Source organism: Asaia sp. VD9 (assembly GCF_037150015.1).
Classification (GTDB): domain Bacteria; phylum Pseudomonadota; class Alphaproteobacteria; order Acetobacterales; family Acetobacteraceae; genus Asaia.
The window spans coordinates 228,995-247,785 of sequence record NZ_JBBCQM010000004.1 but is presented as its reverse complement, the minus strand read 5'-3'; the positions used below and the strand labels follow the sequence as shown (position 1 = coordinate 247,785).

Annotated in this window: 14 protein-coding genes; 4 read left to right on the top strand and 10 right to left on the bottom strand. The window is 62.7% G+C overall.

Annotated elements, in window-relative coordinates; genetic code table 11:
- Positions 1-85 precede the first annotated feature (85 nt).
- Positions 86-1,099 carry a cysteine synthase A gene (gene cysK / locus WFJ47_RS07430; RefSeq protein ID WP_336761991.1) on the top strand — a complete coding sequence of 338 codons (1,014 nt, stop codon included), beginning with the start codon at positions 86-88 and terminating at the stop codon, positions 1,097-1,099.
- A 101-nt stretch (positions 1,100-1,200) separates the two neighbouring features.
- Here the strand turns inward: cysK and WFJ47_RS07425 are convergent, their stop codons facing one another.
- The 9 genes from WFJ47_RS07425 to gltX form a co-directional block, all read right to left on the bottom strand.
- Complete coding sequence (locus WFJ47_RS07425) at positions 1,201-2,313, bottom strand: OmpA family protein (protein WP_127100072.1); 1,113 nt, start codon at positions 2,311-2,313, stop codon at positions 1,201-1,203.
- Positions 2,314-2,676: 363 nt separating this feature from the next.
- On the bottom strand, positions 2,677-3,009 hold the full coding sequence (locus tag WFJ47_RS07420; RefSeq protein WP_336761989.1) for a DUF1491 family protein: 333 nt from the start codon (positions 3,007-3,009) through the stop codon (positions 2,677-2,679).
- The gene (locus WFJ47_RS07415) at positions 3,006-4,538 is read right to left on the bottom strand and encodes a S41 family peptidase (protein ID WP_336761987.1); all 1,533 of its coding nucleotides are present in this window, start codon (positions 4,536-4,538) and stop codon (positions 3,006-3,008) included. The genes WFJ47_RS07420 and WFJ47_RS07415 overlap by 4 nt, the downstream gene beginning before the upstream one ends.
- A gap of 207 nt (positions 4,539-4,745) precedes the next feature.
- Positions 4,746-7,481, bottom strand: a complete 2,736-nt coding sequence (gene topA, locus WFJ47_RS07410; RefSeq protein WP_336761985.1) for a type I DNA topoisomerase — start codon at positions 7,479-7,481, stop codon at positions 4,746-4,748.
- A 41-nt stretch (positions 7,482-7,522) separates the two neighbouring features.
- Positions 7,523-8,650 (bottom strand): DNA-processing protein DprA, encoded by a 1,128-nt coding sequence (dprA, locus tag WFJ47_RS07405; RefSeq protein ID WP_336761984.1) that lies wholly within the window; start codon positions 8,648-8,650, stop codon positions 7,523-7,525.
- Positions 8,651-8,656: 6 nt separating this feature from the next.
- Entirely contained in the window at positions 8,657-9,307 is a 651-nt protein-coding gene (gene plsY, locus WFJ47_RS07400; protein WP_336761983.1) for a glycerol-3-phosphate 1-O-acyltransferase PlsY, read from the bottom strand.
- On the bottom strand, positions 9,304-10,596 hold the full coding sequence (locus tag WFJ47_RS07395; RefSeq protein ID WP_336761981.1) for a dihydroorotase: 1,293 nt from the start codon (positions 10,594-10,596) through the stop codon (positions 9,304-9,306). The genes plsY and WFJ47_RS07395 overlap by 4 nt, the downstream gene beginning before the upstream one ends.
- Positions 10,593-11,534, bottom strand: a complete 942-nt coding sequence (locus WFJ47_RS07390; protein ID WP_127100054.1) for an aspartate carbamoyltransferase catalytic subunit — start codon at positions 11,532-11,534, stop codon at positions 10,593-10,595. The genes WFJ47_RS07395 and WFJ47_RS07390 overlap by 4 nt, the downstream gene beginning before the upstream one ends.
- Complete coding sequence (gene gltX, locus WFJ47_RS07385; protein ID WP_336761979.1) at positions 11,527-12,933, bottom strand: glutamate--tRNA ligase; 1,407 nt, start codon at positions 12,931-12,933, stop codon at positions 11,527-11,529. Before gltX ends, WFJ47_RS07390 begins: the two co-directional genes overlap by 8 nt.
- Before the next feature lie 411 nt (positions 12,934-13,344).
- Between gltX and WFJ47_RS07380 the strand changes: the two genes are divergently transcribed.
- Together WFJ47_RS07380 and WFJ47_RS07375 are read left to right on the top strand one after the other, a co-directional pair.
- Positions 13,345-14,424 carry a purine nucleoside permease gene (locus tag WFJ47_RS07380; RefSeq protein WP_336761978.1) on the top strand — a complete coding sequence of 360 codons (1,080 nt, stop codon included), beginning with the start codon at positions 13,345-13,347 and terminating at the stop codon, positions 14,422-14,424.
- 63 nt (positions 14,425-14,487) lie between these two features.
- Positions 14,488-16,587, top strand: a complete 2,100-nt coding sequence (locus WFJ47_RS07375) for a ComEC/Rec2 family competence protein (RefSeq protein ID WP_336761976.1) — start codon at positions 14,488-14,490, stop codon at positions 16,585-16,587.
- A 1-nt stretch (position 16,588) separates the two neighbouring features.
- Here WFJ47_RS07375 and WFJ47_RS07370 read toward each other — a convergent pair whose 3' ends face one another.
- Positions 16,589-17,839 (bottom strand): sodium:proton antiporter, encoded by a 1,251-nt coding sequence (locus WFJ47_RS07370; RefSeq protein WP_336761974.1) that lies wholly within the window; start codon positions 17,837-17,839, stop codon positions 16,589-16,591.
- A 223-nt stretch (positions 17,840-18,062) separates the two neighbouring features.
- Between WFJ47_RS07370 and WFJ47_RS07365 the strand changes: the two genes are divergently transcribed.
- Positions 18,063-18,776 (top strand): M23 family metallopeptidase, encoded by a 714-nt coding sequence (locus WFJ47_RS07365; RefSeq protein WP_336761972.1) that lies wholly within the window; start codon positions 18,063-18,065, stop codon positions 18,774-18,776.
- Positions 18,777-18,791: the final 15 nt, after the last annotated feature.

Sequence of the window (18,791 nt, the reverse complement as noted above, 5' to 3'; positions counted from 1 at the left end):
GCGCAATATAGCAGTTAATGCTGACAAATCACAGAGCGGCATCGCGGGAATAGACGTTGTGCCGCAGGATACGAAGGATATGTCCATGACAGCCCGACAGGAGCCCACCTCGTCCCAGGCAACTCGGGAGGATCTGGCGATCGGCTACGCCGCTCCGCGTGGGAGGGTTTTCAATTCGATCCTTGAGACGGTGGGTGGCACCCCTCTGGTAGCGGTGCCCCGCCTGACCGAGGCAGACAAGCTGCATGCGCGGCTCCTGCTCAAGCTCGAATTCTTCAACCCGCTCGGCTCGGTTAAGGATCGTATTGGCCTGGCGTTGATCCAGCAGGCGGAAGCTCGGGGCGAGATCACACCCGGGCGCACGGTTCTGGTCGAGCCCACTTCGGGCAATACCGGTATTTCCCTTGCCTTCGCCTCGGCCGCCCTCGGTTATCGTCTGATCGTCACCATGCCGGAAAGCGCCTCCATCGAGCGGCGCAAGATGCTGCGTCTCATGGATGCCCAGCTCGAATTGACCCCCGCCGCGCGGGGCATGGCAGGTGCGATCCTGCGTGCCGAGGAACTTGTGGCTTCTCTGCCCGATGCCTGGATGCCCAGCCAGTTCGATAATCCTGCCAATCCGGATATTCACGCCCTGACGACGGCAGAAGAAATCTGGGTGGATACGGATGGGGATGTCGATCTGGTGGTCGCCGGGCTCGGAACGGGGGGAACCCTGACAGGCATCGCGCGTACGCTCAGGCCGCGCAAGCCCGGGATGCAGTTCTGGGGTGTGGAGCCCGCCGAGAGCGCCGTGCTGAACGGTGATGACCCTGGGCCCCATGGCATTCAGGGCATTGGCCCAGGTTTCTGCCCCAACACGCTCGATTCCGCGTTGCTCGATGGGGTACTCGTCGTATCGGAGCGCGATGCCATGGCGGCCTCACGCCGCTGCGCGCGGATCGAGGGTATCCCGATCGGAATTTCCTCGGGTGCTGCGCTCCATGCGGCTCTGGCCCTTGCCCAGCGCGAGGAAAATGCGGGCAAGACGATCGTGTCGATCGTGCCCTCCTTTGCGGAGCGCTATCTTTCTACGTCGCTGTTCAACGGTCTGGTCTGAAGTCCCAGGCAAGAAAAAACCCTGATCCCGCAGGCGGGTCAGGGCTTCTCTGGTGATCACCCGTTCTCCGGTTCATAACCGGGGCGGGTTTGACGCCTGGATCAGCGCAGGATGATCTCGACGCGGCGGTTCTGGGGTTCGCGCGTGTTCGGCCCTGTCTGCACCAGAGGGTTGCTCTCTCCATAACCCTTGGTCGCGATCAGCCCGCCGGGCACACCATCACGGATCAGTTCGGCCCGGACGGCATCGGCGCGACGCATCGAGAGCTTCATGTTGTAGCTCTCGCCACGAGCGCCCGGATGGGCGGCGCTGTTATCGGTATAGCCGTTGACCTCGATACGCGTGAGCTGCGTGTGGGTCGAATTCTGCGCCGCTGTCCCGACAATGGAGCGGGCACGATCGGTCAGATCCGCCCGATCCCAGTCGAAGAAGACCAGATAGCTGCGCGCGGGAGCCGGAGCCGGAGCCGTCAGGACCGGCGCGGTGCGCGGCGGCGGCGGGGCCGGATTGAACTCGTAGCGCAGGCCCAGCATCAGGGAGTGATTGAAATCCGTGCGTGTGACACGGTTGCCTTCCATCGCACCGGCCGGACGCGCGGCATCATAGCCGCCAATACTGCCATAGCCCTTCGCATAATGGCCGTTCGGCCCCAGCAGGGAGTAGAAGCGATATTCAGTCGTGAAGGAGAGACCGACTGCGAAAGGAACAGGGAAGGACAGGCCAAAAATGCCCTGATAGGCAAAATTACCCGTCGTCCCGCCAATGGTCTGGTTCAGATAGTTGTTCGGTGCACGCACAGAGGCCTTCATCGCCTGCCAGCCATAGCCGACACCTGCGCCAAAATACGGATAGATCCAGTTCGCACCAATATCCATGTCGAACAGCGCGTTGGCCATCACGCCATATTGCTGCTGGCGCCCCCCGGCGGAGGACGGGAAATAGCTCGACTTGAACTGCTGGAGACGATTGTTGCGGTAGTTGCCTTCAACCTCGACGCGGAATCCGTTGCCAAGTCCCCAGCCAACTGAGCCGAGACCGGTCACGCCCGCATCATAGTGATCGCGGCCACTCGGCAGAACCGGCGAGAGTCGCACGGTCTGATCCTGGTTGAAGCTCGCACCACCGGCGCCAGCAACGTAGAGACCCTTCACAACCTGCGCCTGCGCGGGGACTGCGATGAGGGCAAGACCGCTCAGCGCGGTAAGACCCAGCATGGACCTGCGGAAAAGCCGGGAGAGCGAGCCGACCGCCTGCCGGACATCGGAAAACGGGCGGCAAACGGCTTCACCGCGCGTTCGGTGTTCCAGCGTCATATCGTCTTCTCCATCCTTTTCACGCGGCAGACTGAGAGAGGGCCACAGTGTCGGCCGTCCGCAGCGATCTGAATGCCGTCTTTTCGCTGAACTGTCATCCCCGTGCAACGCATGTTTCCCGCTGCGGTGCATTCACGTCGTTGCGCCATTCTTTCTTCCTGAAACGAGTGTGGGATGGTTGCAACAGTCGACCGGCCGCTTCGATGCGGCCGTTTTGCTGTCGGTCTTGCCCTGCCAGGGCCGTGCGGGTGCGCGCATCAAGGCTTAGCCCCCGCGATTGGGAAGCTGGGTTTCGATGGAGGCACGCGCATCATCGAGGGTGAATTCCAAGATCCACAGATCCGGATCATACCGTTTCTGCCGTTCCAGATAGGTTTCGAGCGCCTCATCGCTTTCCATGGCAATACGCTCCCACCCCTTGCCCAGGGCAGCTTCACGCAGCACCGCGCAGTGTCTGTTGCGATCGGTCAGGATGATCAGGACCGCGCCCGCATCCTCATCACCCCGCTTGAGCAGCATGGCGTCGTGGCCCTGACTCTGGACCATACGCATGAGCCCTTTTGCCCAGAATCCTGCTTTCAGCCGGTTCTCGCTCATGGCGTGGCATCATCCATGTCATCCGGCATGGCAGCCAGCGCTGCACGATAGCTATCAGGACGCTTCAGGATGAGCGCTGCGGTGTCGAGATCGGCATCCGTACCCAGAGCCGCAGGACAGTGTCGGCGGATATCGAGAATGCGCGACACGCTGACCGGAAAGCGTAATTCGCGGCTGGCCCTCACGCTCTCGGCATCCAAGAGCTTGCCCTGTGCGAGTGACTGAAGCTGCTGATCGAGCGCCTGTGCCCCGCGCGATGTACAGATCTGGGGCGTGACGCCCAGCCCCTGAAGCGGCCAGCCCAGAGGAGCCAGAACACGGCTCCACGTCACAAAGAGCTCACCCCCATCGGGCATCTGGCCGACGGCTTGAACCAGTCCTTTGCCCAGCGTCGCACTGCCTATCACAACTGCGCGACGATGATCGGAAAGGGCGGCGGCCATGATCTCGGCCGCGCTCGCCGTGCGCCCGTCCACGAGGGCGATGATCGGCAGACCATGGGTCATGTCGCCGCCCTGCACCGCCCAGATATGGTTGGATTTCGGATCGCGCCCCTTGGTGACCACGGCAATCCCCTGATCGAGCACCAACGCGGTGGCAGTCACGGCCTGCTGAAGCACCCCGCCGCGATCGCCGCGCAGATCGATGATGAGACCTGCGAGCTTCTTGTCCTCTAGCGCCTGATCGATGTTCTGGCTCAGCTCCTCCGCCGTGTCGGAGGAAAACGAGGCGATGCGTAGGACCGCCATATGGTCATGCATGCTGGCAAAGACGGTCTGGGGGGGCACTACCTGACGCTGAAGATGCATGATCGCGCCGTGATGGCCCGGATCGGCCAGAAGCAGTCTCACCTTGCTGCCCGGTGGGCCCGTCAGCCAGGTCTCGACCGCGGCAAGGTCCTGATTCCGTGTGGCGCGGCCGTCCACCGCCAGAAGCTTCTGGCCGATATTGGCGCCCGCCGCCCAGGCTGGGCCGTTGGCATTGATGGCCGACACGACGAGTGAGGACCCATCGCGGGTGAGTGAGATGCCCACCCCGGCCAGATCGCCCGTACGATTGGCGCGGTCATCCCCGGCCGGAGCCGGCGCAACGTAGCGCGAATACGGGTCGAGATGATTGAATAACTCGTCGAAGAAACTCTGCACCAGCGCATCACGCCCCGCCATACGCAGCGTGGACGAAGCGTGCCATGCGGAATCCATCACGGAAACGATGGCTTTGACCCAGCTTGCCATGTCGTCATCGGCAGGCTCGCGCAACTCGGTGATCGTCTTCTGGCCCATGGTCAGCCGCAGCATGGCTGGCTGTTTGGGATCATGTGGCGGTTCGGCCATGGTGAGTGAGGGATCGATCGCGGTCAGCCCGTCCAGCCCCCACAGGCTGTAGGTCTTGCTCGAATGCGCATCGAGGGTGCGCGGGCTCAGAAACCGGAAGGCGCTCGAGAGAACGGAGTTGAGGATGCCGGTATCGAGTGAAGCCGTTTCATCGGCACGGGCCGTGCCCAGACCGAGGGCCGCCGTCAGCAGCACCGCAGCTCCCAGTCGCCTTCCGGAGACCGCGCCAGAGAGGAGAGCGCCAGACAGGAAAGGAACGTGTTTCAGAGCCAGTGACCTTGACCATCAGGAAGATGGCTTCCCCCATCGAGTTCCGATTTAGCGACCCATCTTGGGATGCGATAGGGAGCCTAACAGGGGGAGCGACGTTTTTGCCACGGTCTGTGACTTCAAAAACGCAAATTATCCGGCGTCTTCACCATCTGTTGTTGTCGCCGTGCGCGATTTCCTTGCCGGCTTGCTGCTGTCTTCGGAGGCGGCTGATTTTTTCCTCGTCGTGGCGGCTTTTTTTGTGGCGGGCTTCTTGGCGGTTGCCGCTGTTTTGGTGGCTGTTTTCTTGGCGGCGGGCTTCTTTTCTGCCTTTGCCTCGCTGGTGCCGCCTTTGCCTGCCGCCTTGCGGGTGACCTTCCCCTTGGCCTTGAGGGGTTTACCCTTCTCGGCCAGCAGGGCGAGGGCCTCATCGAGGGTCACGTCGTCCATCGCCTGTCCCTTGGCGAGATTCGCTACGACCTGACCATGTTGCACATAGGGGCCGAATCGTCCCTTGCGCACCATCACAGCCTCGCCATCCTTGGGATGCGTCCCAAGCGTACGAATGGAGGCGAGCTTCTTGGCCAGGGAGTCGATGGCGCGGTTGAGCCCGACCGTCAGCACGTCGTCATCGGCATCCAGCGTCCCGAAGATCGAGCCCATTTTGACATAGGGACCAAAGCGCCCCAGTCCGGCTTCGATCATCTCGCCGGTCTCGGGATGCGGCCCAAGTTTGCGCGGCAGGGACAGCAGGCCGATGGCCTTGTCCAGTGTCAGCTTGTCGCCCTCCAGCCCCTTGGGAATGGTGGTGCGCTTGGGCTTGATCTTCTTGTTCTCAGGGTCGGCCTCGCCGCGCTGGATATAGAGCCCGTAGGGGCCGCGGCGCACGGTCACTTCCTCGCCCGTTTCCGGGTCCTGACCGAGGCTCTTCATTCCCTCCTTGAGCGTCTCGCCCTCAGCGCCATCTTCGGCCACGAGGCGCCGGGTGAACTGGCAGGTCGGGTAGTTCGAGCAGCCGATGAAAGCCCCGAACTTGCCAAGACGCAGCCCCAGACGCCCCGTGCCGCAGGCCGTACACTGGCGCGGATCGCCGCCATCTTCGCGCGCGGGGAAGAAATGCGAACCCAGATCCTCGTCGAGCGCATCAATGACATCCGAGATCTTGAGGTCCTTGGTCTGCGCCACGGCCGCCGAAAAGTCACGCCAGAACGCGGCCATGATATCGTGCCAGTCGGCACGACCATCGGAAATGTCATCGAGCTGCTCTTCGAGTGTCGCCGTGAAATCGGTGTCCACGTAGCGTTCGAAGAAGGAGGTCAGGAATGCCGTCACCAGACGGCCGCGATCCTCGGGAATGAAGCGTCGCGCATCAAGGCGCACATAGTTGCGGTCTCGTAGAACGGTCAGGATCGAGGCATAGGTCGAGGGACGACCGATACCGATCTCTTCCATGCGCTTGACAAGGCTGGCTTCGGAAAAGCGCGGCGGCGGCTGGGTGAAATGCTGATCGGCTTCGACGCCCCGGGTCGAGAGCGAATCTCCCTCGCTCATGGAGGGCAGCACGCGGCCCTCTTCCTCATCCGACTTCGTGTCGTCGCGTCCCTCACTATAGAGCTTGAGAAAGCCGTCGAAAGCGATGATCGAGCCATTGGCACGCAAAACGGTGCGGTTGGCGGGATCAGCCAGATCGACCACGACCTGATCGAGCTCTGCGGATTGCATCTGCGAGGCGACGGCGCGCTTCCAGATCAGATCGTACAAACGCATCTGCTCGCCCGAGAGATGGCGGGCCATCGATTCGGGCGTGCGCGTGACGTCGGTGGGGCGAATGGCCTCGTGCGCTTCCTGCGCGTTCTTGGCCTTGCTGGTGTAGACGCGCGGCTTTTCCGGCAGATAGGGCGCACCGTAGCTGCCCGCAATCATATCGCGAATCGCATGCACGGCCTCTGCCGCCATGGTCACGCCATCGGTACGCATATAGGTGATCAGACCGACCGTCTCACCGCCCAGATCGACGCCTTCATAAAGCTGCTGCGCCGCCCGCATGGTTGATTGCGCACTCATGCCGATCTTGCGCGAGGCTTCCTGCTGCAAGGTGGAGGTGGTGAAAGGGGCTGGAGGGTTACGCTTGGCCTTCTTGCGTTCGACCGACCGTACCTTGAACGCCGATGAAGCGACCAGATCGCGTGCGGCATGGGCCTTTTCGGCGTTGTCCAGGTCGAATTGGTCGAGCTTGCGCCCTTCGAGATGCGTCAGGCGCGCCGAGAAGCCGGCATTGCGCGGCGTGGCGAAGGCCCCTGTGACCGACCAGTATTCGCGGCTCTTGAACACCTCGATCTCGGCTTCGCGCTCGCAGATCAGTCGCAGTGCTACAGATTGCACGCGACCCGCGCTGCGGCTGCCTGGCAGCTTGCGCCACAGAACGGGGGAGAGGGTGAACCCAACCAGATAATCGAGGGCGCGGCGCGCCATATAGGCATCGATCAGCGGCTGATCGAGCGCACGCGGGTTCGCCATGGCCGTCTGCACGGCCGATTTCGTGATTTCATTGAAGGTGACACGCTGCACGTTCTTGCCGCGCAGCAGGTTCTTCTCTTCCAGTGCGGCGCGCACATGCCAGGAGATGGCCTCGCCTTCGCGATCCGGGTCAGTGGCGAGATAGAGCGTATCAGCGTTCTTGACCGCTTTTGCGATGGTGGCGATCTGTTTCGCCCCACGCTCATCGGTCTGCCAGTCCATGGCGAAATTCTCGTCCGGCCGCACGCTGCCGTCTTTGGGCGGCAGGTCGCGGACATGGCCGAAGGATGCCAGAACGATAAAGTTATCGCCCAGATATTTGTTGATGGTCTTCGCCTTCGCCGGGCTTTCGACCACTACGACATCAGTCATCTCTACTCCAGAACCGCACCGGCCTGCTCGGACACCGCAGATCAGGTTGCAAGCACAACCTGACCCCCGGGAAGGAAGGTCGCCATGCCGCCCAGTTCGAGTTCCGACAGGGCGGACAGCACCATGGAAACCGAGAACTGGCAGCGCGCCACGATATCGTCAACTGCCACTGGCGTAGGAGAGAGGAGTTGATGGATCTGCGCCAGCACCTCGCCAGGGGCAGGAGGGGACGCAAATCCCGGCGGATCAGCCTCCGCAAAGCCAGGCAGGCCAGTCCATTCCGTCATGCGTGCTGCAGGCGTGGTCGTTCCAATCTGGGTCAACACATCCTGTGCGGTTTCCGTCAGAATCGCCCCCTGGCGGATCAGGTCGTTCCCGCCGCGTGACCTCGGATCGAGCGGCGATCCCGGAACGGCAAACACATCGCGCCCGTATTCGAGGGCGAGCCGTGCCGTGATCAGTGTGCCTGACCTCAGCGCGGCCTCCACCAGCACCACGCCCAGAGACAGTCCGGCAATCAGACGATTGCGGCGCGGGAAATGGCTCGATTGCGGGATCGTCCCCAGCGGGGCCTCCGTGACGATACAGCCGCGCTCCGCGACAGCGCGGTAGAGTCCCTCATTTTCGGGCGGGTAGAAACAATCGAGCCCGCCTGCCGCTGCTCCGACCGTCATGCCCTGATGCAGCGCCGCGCGATGAGCCACTGAATCGATGCCACGCGCAAGGCCCGAGACAATCACGCAGCCCTCATGCGCCAAGGCTCCGCTGAGCGCCTCGGCCAGACGAAGCCCCCCGGCCGAGGCATTGCGTGCGCCCACAATGCCCACCGTACGCTGCGAAAGCCGCGCGACCTGCCCCCAGATGCTCAGGACGGGCGGTGCGTCGGGAATGCGGGCCAGAAGCGCAGGGTAATCGGAATCGCCGAGCACGAGCATCCGGGCGCCGAATCGCTCCAGCGCTGCCTGTTCCTCGCATACGGAATCGCGTGTAGGAATGGCCACGCCGCCGCGTCGCCCCGCTTTGCGGGCCCGTTCCGGCAAAGCCTCTATAGCGGCTGTAGCCGTGCCATGCTCCTTGAGCAGTCGTCGAAAATTGACCGGTCCTATCCCGTCGGTGCGCGCCAGACGCACAAGGTCCACACGGTCATCACCGAGGGGAGACGCGCTCATGAGCGGTCAGATTTCCTTCTTCGTCTGCGGGGGCGGGTCGATATTGATCCGCGATTCCCTACCCGTGAGCAGACGCCTGATATTGCTGGTATGGCGCAGCAGGATAATCAGCGTGAGGAGCAGGGTCGCGATGGGCAGCGGACTCTGCACCGGTTGTTCGCTCAACGGGGCCATGATGAACGGCGCCACGGCAAACGCGGCCAGAGCTCCCGCCGAGGAGATGTGCGAGAGCTTGGCAACGGCCAACCAGACGAGACAGCAGGCGATACCGACCGGCCAACAGAGGGCGTAAAGCGCACCAAGCCCTGTTGCGACACCCTTGCCGCCGCGAAATCCCAGCCAGATCGGGAAGCAATGGCCGATCACGACCCCTATGGCGGCCACGGCCATACCCGTCTGGATCCCGCCATCCAGAATCAGCCGCACCACGAGCACCGCCAGCGCACCCTTGAATCCGTCCAGCAGCAGCGTGGCCGCAGCCAGACCCTTGCGCCCCGTGCGCAGCACATTGGTTGCGCCGATATTGCCCGAGCCGATCTTCCGGATATCTCCCGCCCCGCCCAGATGGCTGATCAGCAGGCCGAACGGGATACTGCCCAGCAGATAGGCGATGCCTGCGCAAAGCAGATAAGGCGGCGTCAGAAACGTGGCGATCATGCCGCCTCACCCCCGAACACGCGCTGGCCATTCTTCCACGTGCCCAGAACCCGTCCCTTGAGGCGACGGCCGTCAAAGGGGGTATTCTGCGCGCGCCCCGGTTGTTCGCCCGCTTCGACCACCCAATCGATATCAGGGTCGAATAGACACAGATCGGCGCTTGCGCCCTCGTTCAACGTCCCGGCCTCACTGCCCAGCAGGCGTGCCGGATCGCAGCTCATCAGCGCAATCAGTCTTGCCAGCGGCAACACCCCGTCCTGCACGAGAGACAGCCCCACGCCCAGCAATGTGGTCAGCCCAGTGCCACCTGCGCTGGCCTGCGCAAAAGGCAGACGCTTGTCATCGGCATCCCATGGGGCATGATCGGAGGCGATGGCGTCGATCGTGCCATCGGCCAGCGCCGCACAGACGGCCAGCCTGTCCTCTTCCGCGCGTAGCGGGGGCGACAGCTTGGCATAGGTGCGAAACTCTCCGATCGCCTCTTCATTGAGGGCGAAATAGGGAGGCGCCGTATCGCAGGTGATGGCCAGACCGCGTGCCTTGGCCTGACGGATGAGTGCCAGCCCTTCCCCGGTCGAAACATGGCCGAAATGCAAGCGCGCGCCCGTCATTTCCGCCAAACGGATATCACGGGCAATCAGAATGGCCTCTGCCGCTGCCGGGATCTGGGGCAGGCCCATGCGGGTGGCCAAAGCGCCCGCGGTGGCCGCGCCCCCCTTGGCGAGAGACGGATCCTCGGGATGTTGGACCACGAGCGCATCAATTCCCTTGGCATAGGCCAGAAGCAGTCTCATGCGCTTGGTATCGGCGATCGCATGAATGCCATCGGTAAACGCGACCGCCCCGGCCTCGCGCAGCATGCCGAGTTCGGCCATTTCCTCGCCCTTGCACCCCTTGGTGAGCGCGCCATAGGGCAGGATCGAAACCAGTCCGGTCTCTTCGCCGCGACCACGCAGCAGACGCACGAGGGCGGGTTCGTCGATGGCGGGCTTCGAGTTCGGCAGGGCAGCGAGCGTCGTCACCCCGCCTGAGACGGCTGCGCGGGCACAGGACGCGATGGTCTCGCGATATTCAAAGCCCGGCTCCCCGATAGCCACACGCATATCCACAAGGCCCGGGCAAAGCACGGCACCTTTGCCATCGATACGCTGTGCCCCATCAGGGGCCCCTTCGGCACCGGGCTTGTCACGCCCTGCGAGACGTCCCTCCCGGACCAGAAGACGTGAGGGCGCATCATGGCCATCGACCGGATCGATCAGCCGTACATTCTCAAAAACAAGATCGGTCATGATGCTGTCCGCATGCGTGAAAGTCGGTCGAGCACGGCCATGCGCACGGCCACACCCATCTCGACCTGTTCCTGAATGACGCTCTGCGCCGAGTCCGCCACATCGGAGGCAATCTCGACACCCCGGTTCATCGGCCCAGGATGCATGACCAGAGCGCCGGGCTTGGCAAGGGCGAGGCGACGGCTATCCACCCCGTAGAATCGGAAGAACTCGCGCGCGCTTGGCACCAGACCCGCCCCCATGCGCTCGCGCTGAAGGCGCAGCGTCATCACCACGTCAGCGTCGCGCAGGCCGCTTTCCATGTCATGATGAATGGATACCGAGCCTAGGGAAGCCAGCGATGCAGGGACGAGGGTAGGCGGTCCGACCAGACGCACCTTGCTGCCCATGGCGGTCAGCAGATGGATATTCGAACGTGCCACGCGACTATGCCCGACATCGCCACAGATCGCGACGGTCAGACCGTTCAGCGTGCCCAGATGGCGCTTGATGGTCAGCGCATCGAGCAGAGCCTGTGTTGGGTGCTCATGCATGCCATCGCCAGCGTTGACGACGCTGGCCTCGACCTTCTGGGCCAGCAGGGCCGGTGCGCCTGAGGCTGCATGGCGCACTACCAGCAGGTCGCAGCGCATGGCATTGAGCGTGGCTGCCGTGTCGAGCAGGGTCTCGCCCTTGTTTACCGACGAGGTGGCGACCGTCATGTTGATGACATCGGCCCCCAGACGTTTGCCTGCCAGTTCAAAACTGGTGCGCGTGCGCGTGCTGTCCTCGAAGAACAGGTTGATCACCGTCCGGCCACGCAACGCATCGCGCGGAGCGGTGCGCGAACGGCTCAGCAGGGCATAATTGGCCGCGAGATCGAGATAAGGGGTGATCTCCTCGGCGCTCATGCCCTCAAGGCCGAGCAGATGATGCCGTCGGGTGAGCGTCTCAGCCATGCGCGATCGCGGCTCCTATGCGGGCCAGAACCTCGTCCCGGCCAAGGGCTTGAAGGGTCAGATCGATACCAGGCGACACCGTGCTGCCCGTCATGGCTGCACGCAGGGGCTGGGCCACCTGTCCCAGCTTGATCGCCTTGGCCTCCGCAAATTCACGCAGCGCCCCATCGATGGCCGAGGCCTCAAAGGGCTCGACCAGAGCAAGCGCCTGCGCCACGCCACGCAGAACGTTCTTGCCTTCTTCCGAAAGCTGCTTCTCCGCCTTGGCATCATAGGTGAACGGCAGGGATCGACCGAGGAAAGCCGCGCTATCGGCAAGGTCCGTCAGCAGCTTGGCGCGCTCCTTGAGCCCCGGCATCAGGGTCAGCACCCGGGCGCGCAGGGCATCATCTACCGTGACGTCCTCACGCGCCTTCAGGCGATCCACCACATCATCGGTCAGGCGCGCATCCTCGGCATCACGCATATACACGCCGTTCAGATGCGTCAGCTTAACGTAATCCATACGCGAGGGCGAGCGCCCCACGCCGTCCAGATCGAACAGGCGGATCTGCTCTTCACGGTTCAGAATCTCGGCATCGCCATGACCCCAGCCCAAACGCAGCAGGTAGTTGCACAGCGCCTCGGGCAGGAACCCCTCATCGCGAAATTCCACTACCGATTGTGCGCCATGACGCTTGGAGAGCTTGGCGCCGTCCGGTCCATGGATGAGCGGCAAATGCGCGAAATGCGGCAGATCCCAGCCCATGGCGCGATAGATCATGGCCTGACGAAAGGTGTTCGTCAGATGATCATCGCCCCGGATCACATGGGTGATCGCCATGTCATGATCGTCGCACACCACGGCATGAAGGTAGGTGGGCGTCCCGTCCGAGCGCAGGATGATCAGATCATCCATCTCGGCATTCGCCACGCGAACCTCGCCCTGAACCAGATCGTTGATGACCGTCTCACCCTCACGCGGGGCTTTCAGGCGGACGGCAAAGGGCGCCCCCTGGGGCGCTTCGGAAGGATCGCGGTCGCGCCACATGCCGTTATAGCGTGGCGGCTGACCCTTCGCGATCGCGTCCTCACGCATCTGCTTCAGTTCGTCGGCCGTGCAATAGCAGCGATAGGCCAGACCCTTTTCCAGCAGTTCCTGTGCCACCGCCGTATGGCGGCCCTGGCGCGTGGACTGGAACACGGGCTCCTCATCCGCCGTGATGCCCATCCAGGCCAGCCCCTCGAAAATGACATCGACCGCGCGCTGCGTGGAGCGCTCGCGATCCGTATCCTCGATGCGGAGCAGAAATTGCCCACCGTGATGACGGGCGAAAAGGAAATTGAACAGGGCCGCACGGGCATTGCCGATATGCAGCAAGCCGGTGGGAGAAGGGGCAAAGCGTGTGCGAACGGTCATGGCGCGTGCATAGCATGGTTGAGTGCCGCACACTACCGGATGGCGATTTGTTGTCCGGCCCGGATGAGCGAATGCGGCCCAAAAATTTCTGTCATGGGGCCTCGCCCCGCGGAGGCTTCCCGCTGCGAGAACCTCTCTCCATGGGGCTCCGCTCCATAACCCGCCAAAGGACGGTCGTCCTTTGGAAACCTGTCTGACCAAATCGGGATGAGAGGGACGCGTCCCTTTCCGGGGAGCGGGGCAGCGCCCCGCAGGCACCTCTCTTCACGGGGCTCCGTCCCGCTTGGACAATGGAAGGCCTGCCCAATCAGGCCCCGTTTTTGCGCGCGTGTTTCCTCCTGAAAACCCCTCGGGGTACGATTTGTGCAATTGGGATTTGCAGAATTCTGTATTCGATGTAACGGTCTCGATATGAAAACACGCTTTCTCCTGTCCTGCCTTGCATCCATTGCCTGTGTTGTCGGTCTGGGGGCATCGGCTGTTGCCGCACCGGTGGCGCCGCGCGTCATTATTGTTGCGGGGTGGGAAAACGGGGCGGATACGGGGGATGCGCCGGGGGAGTATCAGGACTGGGTCGAGCGCGAGCACCTGACGCGCCAGATTCCGGTCAGGGGCGTGAAAGAGCCGATCCTCAGAGCCAATGACTCGGGCGTCTACGGGCTTGTGCTGCGTTCCGGCCCTGCGGAACTGATGGCGCTGGCGCTGGCGCTGGCGCTCGATCCTGCTTTTGACCTCAAGAAGACCTACTGGATCTTCACCGGCATCTCGGGCGTGAATCCCAATGTGGCCTCTGTGGGCAGCGTGGCTTGGGCACGCTGGGTGGTAGATGGTGATGCCCTGCGTGAGCTGGATGACCGGTCCATCCCGAAGGACTGGCCCTACGGACTTTATGCGATCGGCGCCGACCGACCCAACACCTTGCCGAAAGACCCGAATCATTATGGCTCGGTCACGGATGTGGCGCAGTTGACCAAGGCCTACCCGCTCAATCAGGGGCTGGCGCGCTGGGCGTTCGGACTGAGCAGGAATGTCACCCTGGCCGATGACCCCGAGATTGCGCGCCGTCGCGCGGCGTGGCCCGCTTCCTTGCCTGCCAGCAAGCCGCCGATGATTCTCATGGGGGAAACGCTCGGTGCGCTCCGCTACTGGCATGGTGAGGCGCGCAACAAATGGGCGCAGGATTGGGTCAGGCTCTGGACCAAGGACCAGGGCGTTTTCGTCATGACCAATGAGGAAAGCCAGACCAACCAGAAGGCCATGCGGCTCCTCGCGAAATGGGGCTATATCGATCCGGATCGCGTCATGGTGCTGCGCTCCGGCTCCAATCCTTCCATGCCTCCGCCGGGCGTGTCGCTCACCCAGTCGATGGGCGATGAGGGGCCGGGACAGGATCTCGCTTTCGATAATAACGAGCGCGCCGGGGCGCCTGTCGTAGCGGAACTGGTCAGGCATTGGGACCATTACCGCGACCATGTGCCCAGCGCGCCCTGAGCGCACGGGATCGATCTCTACCGGAGGGAATCACACCTCCGGTATCGAACAGGCTGAAGAGCCGTGAGGCGTTTGGCTTTCGCCAAGAAGGTCGAAGCCATCCTGCTCGGTCAGGGACGCGCCCTTGCCGCCTGGCTGCCTGTCGCGTTCGGCGCGGGATGTCTCCTCTATTTCCTCCCGCGCCACGAGCCGGGCCCGGCCTGGGCCAGTCTCACCGCCTCACTCGGGGCGCTAGCGCTGTGGCGGGGCTGGAATCGCCTCATCCCGCGCAGTCTCGGTCTTGTAATCGTCATGGGGGCTCTGGGTTTTCTCGCGGCGCGGGGGCAGGCGCTGCGCCAGCCACCCATGCCCGCCTTGCCCGCTCTGGCGGTCGTGATGACGGGGGAGATTGCTGGGATAGCGACGAGCCGCGATCAAGGAGAGATGGCGCAGAGGATACGCCTGCGCCATGCCGTATTCGAAACCGGTGTCGATATCGGCATGGCGCCTATGCGACGCGATCTGCTCCTGTTTACCCATGACGGACAGGTTTATGAACCGGGCATGATCCTGCGTGTGCGGGCTGTATTGCGGCCACCCGACTGGCCCGATTTTCCCGGCGCACGTGACCGGCAAAGAGAAGCCTGGTTTGATGGATTGGCCGGCACAGGGCGTATTCTCGGTCGCCCCGAGATACTTCAATCCCCTCGACGCTATTCCCTTGGGCGCTGGCGAAGCACGATAGTGACGGAGATCGACCGTCATCTTGCCGGACAACGTGCCGCCATCGCGGCTACCTTGCTCGCTGGCCATGGTGAGGGGATCAGCAAGGTCACGCGTGCGGCCTATGCGGCATCGGGACTGGCCCATATCCTTGCGGTAGCCGGGCTGCATCTGGGGCTTGTCATGGGCGTGGCTTTTATTGCCACCCGTCAGGCTCTTGTGCTCTGGCCATGGCTCGGTCTCAGGGTGCCCTGCCGGGAAATCGCGGCTCTGGTCGCCTTGCTTATCGGGATGGCCTATGTTGCGCTTACCGGATTTCATCTGCCAGCTTTGCGCAGCCTCGGCATGGCTGGCCTCGCCAGTCTGGCTTTGCTGGCCGGACGGCGGGTGCTGTCCATGCGCTCCCTCGCCGTTGTGGCGCTGATCCTGCTCATCGCGTCTCCTGTTCTGGTCCTCGATCTGTCGTTCCAGATGTCCTTTGCGGCTGTCATGGCACTTGTTGCAGGATATGAGGCGCTCCGCCCCTGGTTCATCAGTCGTGCCGAGCGAGGGATAAAAGGGGGGATCGGTCATCATCTGATCCTGCTCTCCCTAACCAGCGCCCTCGCAGGCGGGGCGACATTGCCGTTGGTCATGGCTGGGTTCGGGAGTTTTCAGCCCTGGTTCATCATCGCCAATCTGGTGGCGGTACCTGTTGCAGCGTTCTGCGTCATGCCAGCCGGGCTGGTGGCGCTTTTGCTCATGCCTTTCGGTCTGGCCGCCATACCACTCTGGGTCATGGGGCAGGGGATCGGCCTGATCTCCTTGATTGCTGACTGGGTGGCGGCCCTGCCTCTGGCCCATGTTGCGGTCCCGGTCATCGGGGGCAAAGGGCTCGCACTCTATGTGCTTGGGCTGTCCGGATTGTGTTTATGGCGAGGGAGGGCGCGTTTCGGCTTTCTTGTGCCGGTCGTGGCCGGGCTCGTTTCTCCGTTTCTGAGCCCCTGGCCTCTGGTGCTGATTTCACCCGATGCCGGTCTGATCGCCTTTTCCGAGAATCGTCGCTGGGTGGTCGGTGCTCATGGCGGGCTGGAAAACAGGGTGCTCGACGCCTGGATGCAGGCATGGCCCGGCCCGATGCGCGGGATAAATGACGCAGCCTCGTGCACCGGAGTGCGCTGCACTCTTTCCTATCCTGGTCAGCGACTATGGATCTGGCTTGCGCCTCTGTCGCCTGAAGAATGGGGCGCGGCCTGTCAGAATGACGGGTTCGTCATCACTGCGCAGCCCCTGCCCGCAGGATGTCAGCCGGGTCGGTTCATCGATCGGTTTACCGTCTGGCGGGATGGGGCTGTCCTGATCATGTCCCGCCAGGGGACACTGGAGATCCGTTCGGACCGCTCATGGCGCGGGGAACGGCTCTGGGTGCCACGAGTAGGGTTTCGAGGCGTACCCAACCTGCCCCAGGCCCTGTCGGAATAGGTCAGGAGTTCTTGGGATAGAAGCGCAACGCGACACGTTCCATTGTCAGGCCCTGCACCAGAATAGTGAACACCACGATTCCATAGCAGATTGGCGCGAGGATATCCTTCATCGGCCCCGGCGGCAGGGTGAGAGCGAGGGAGAGCGAAATTCCTCCGCGCAGACCGCCCCAGGTCAGTACCGCCAGCATGCGCCCGCGATCCTCGCCATAGAGATGGATCGGCAGGATGGCGAGAAACACGCTGAGCGCGCGCGCCGCGATGGAAAGCGGAATCCCGAGGAGAAGCGCCCAGACGGCGCGCAGGCTGGGAATGGCGGCCAGAACCTCGAAACCGATCATCAGGAACAAAAGCGCATTCAGGATCTCGTCAACGAGTGTCCAGAAGCTGTTGAGCTCCTCACGTGCATGGTCGTCCATGCTGCTCTTGGCGCGTTCGCTCCCGAGGCACAGCCCGGCCACCACCACGGCAATTGGACCGGACATTCCAAGTGCATGAGCAAGGCTGAACGTGCCTGCGGCCAGACTGAGCGAGACGAGCAATTGCAGATGGCTGTCCCTTGCTGCACGGAAACACAGCAAGCCGATCAGCCCTGCCACAAAGCCCAGCCCCGCTCCGCCCACCGCTTCGACCCCGAAGGCTTCGGCGGCGTCCATGAGGGTAAGGTGATGCGCTTCGCCCGTGACCAGTGTCATGGCGAGACCGAAGATGACGATGCTCACCCCGTCATTGAACAGGCTCTCTCCGGCAAAGATCGCCTGGATGGGGCCGGGCAGTCCGAGGCGGCGCAGCATGCCCACCACCGAAACCGGATCGGTTGGCGCGAGGATCGCACCGAGCACCACGCACCACAGGAAAGGCACCGGCAGCCCCACCTGCGCCATCACCCAGTACATGGCCCCACCCAGCATGAAGACGGCAAGAATGGTGCCGACGATGGCGAGAAAGAAGACCGAGAATTTCCGCTCCATCAGATGACGCGTATCGACCTGAAGCGCCCCGGCGAAAAGCAGAAATGACAGCGCCCCATCCAGCAGATTGCCTGGCAGATCGGCCGAAGCGAGGATCGTCATGGGCAAGGTGTGCAGATCCACGCTCGGCAGGGCGATATCCAGCCCCTTGACGATCAGAGACATCACCAGCGCGATTAGAAGAATGCCGATCGTCATGGGCAGTTTGAGCAGCTTGTAGTTCAGGATGCCGCAAATCGTGCAGAGCGTCAGCAGGATCGCGAAAAGGCTGAGTGATGACATGGAATCTCTTCGTCGCTGGTGCCGGGGAGGGTCGTTTTACCGCAAGGAAACGTGAACGCACGCCCTTCGTCCAGCTTCTCACATTATGTCATCCGAGCGACCAGGCTTTGCCCTGCTGAGCATCCTCTCCCATTCCGTTCATTGCGATGACCTGTCCTATGGGCCTAGCTTCGAAACAGGACACAAAGTGTCGGTTGGTTTCGCATCAACGGAGGACATCTGTATGGGCAAGACGGGAAAGATCGCAAAAACAATCTGCATCACCCTCCTTATGACGGCACTACCTCATGCTGTATCGCGTGCTCAGGCCGCACCCTCAGATAAAAGCGCGCTTGCCGCCTATCAGCGGGAATTGCGATCCATGGGTCTGCCGCCGGGACTAGGGGATCTGGCCAAGCCTTCCGATCCGATACGTGAGGTCACGCTCGCCCCTCTTTTCCACGAGCCTTTTGTTTGTGGCGAGCATCCGCTGGGCCAGTTACTGGGGGCAGGCGATGCCTTGGGAACGGACTGCATGATTGTGGGGGGCGCCACGGATGAGACGCACGGCTACAACAGGTTCTACCGGGGACTGGGTGAGAAAAACGAAGACTGGTATGGCTGGCATAAGGAAGTTCACGCGCCGTTCGACTCAGTCGTGACCTTCGTTCACGTGAATCCGGTCACCAATCTGCCCGGCAGCATGGGCAAGCCACCCGCAAGTATCATCCTGTTCCAACGCGCTGACGGCCTGAACGTCGTCTACGCTCATATCACCGATATCCGCGTCAAACCGGGCGATCATGTCAGAGCCGGGGATGTCGTAGCCCTCGACGGTAATAATGGATTTGCGCGCAACCCACATGTGCATGTCGGTGCCTATAAGGGCACGGAGCCGTTCCAGATCCGCTGGGACCTCAAGGCCATGGGGGCCGTCCCGGCACTTCGCGCCAATTAGGCTTGTTTGAGCCGC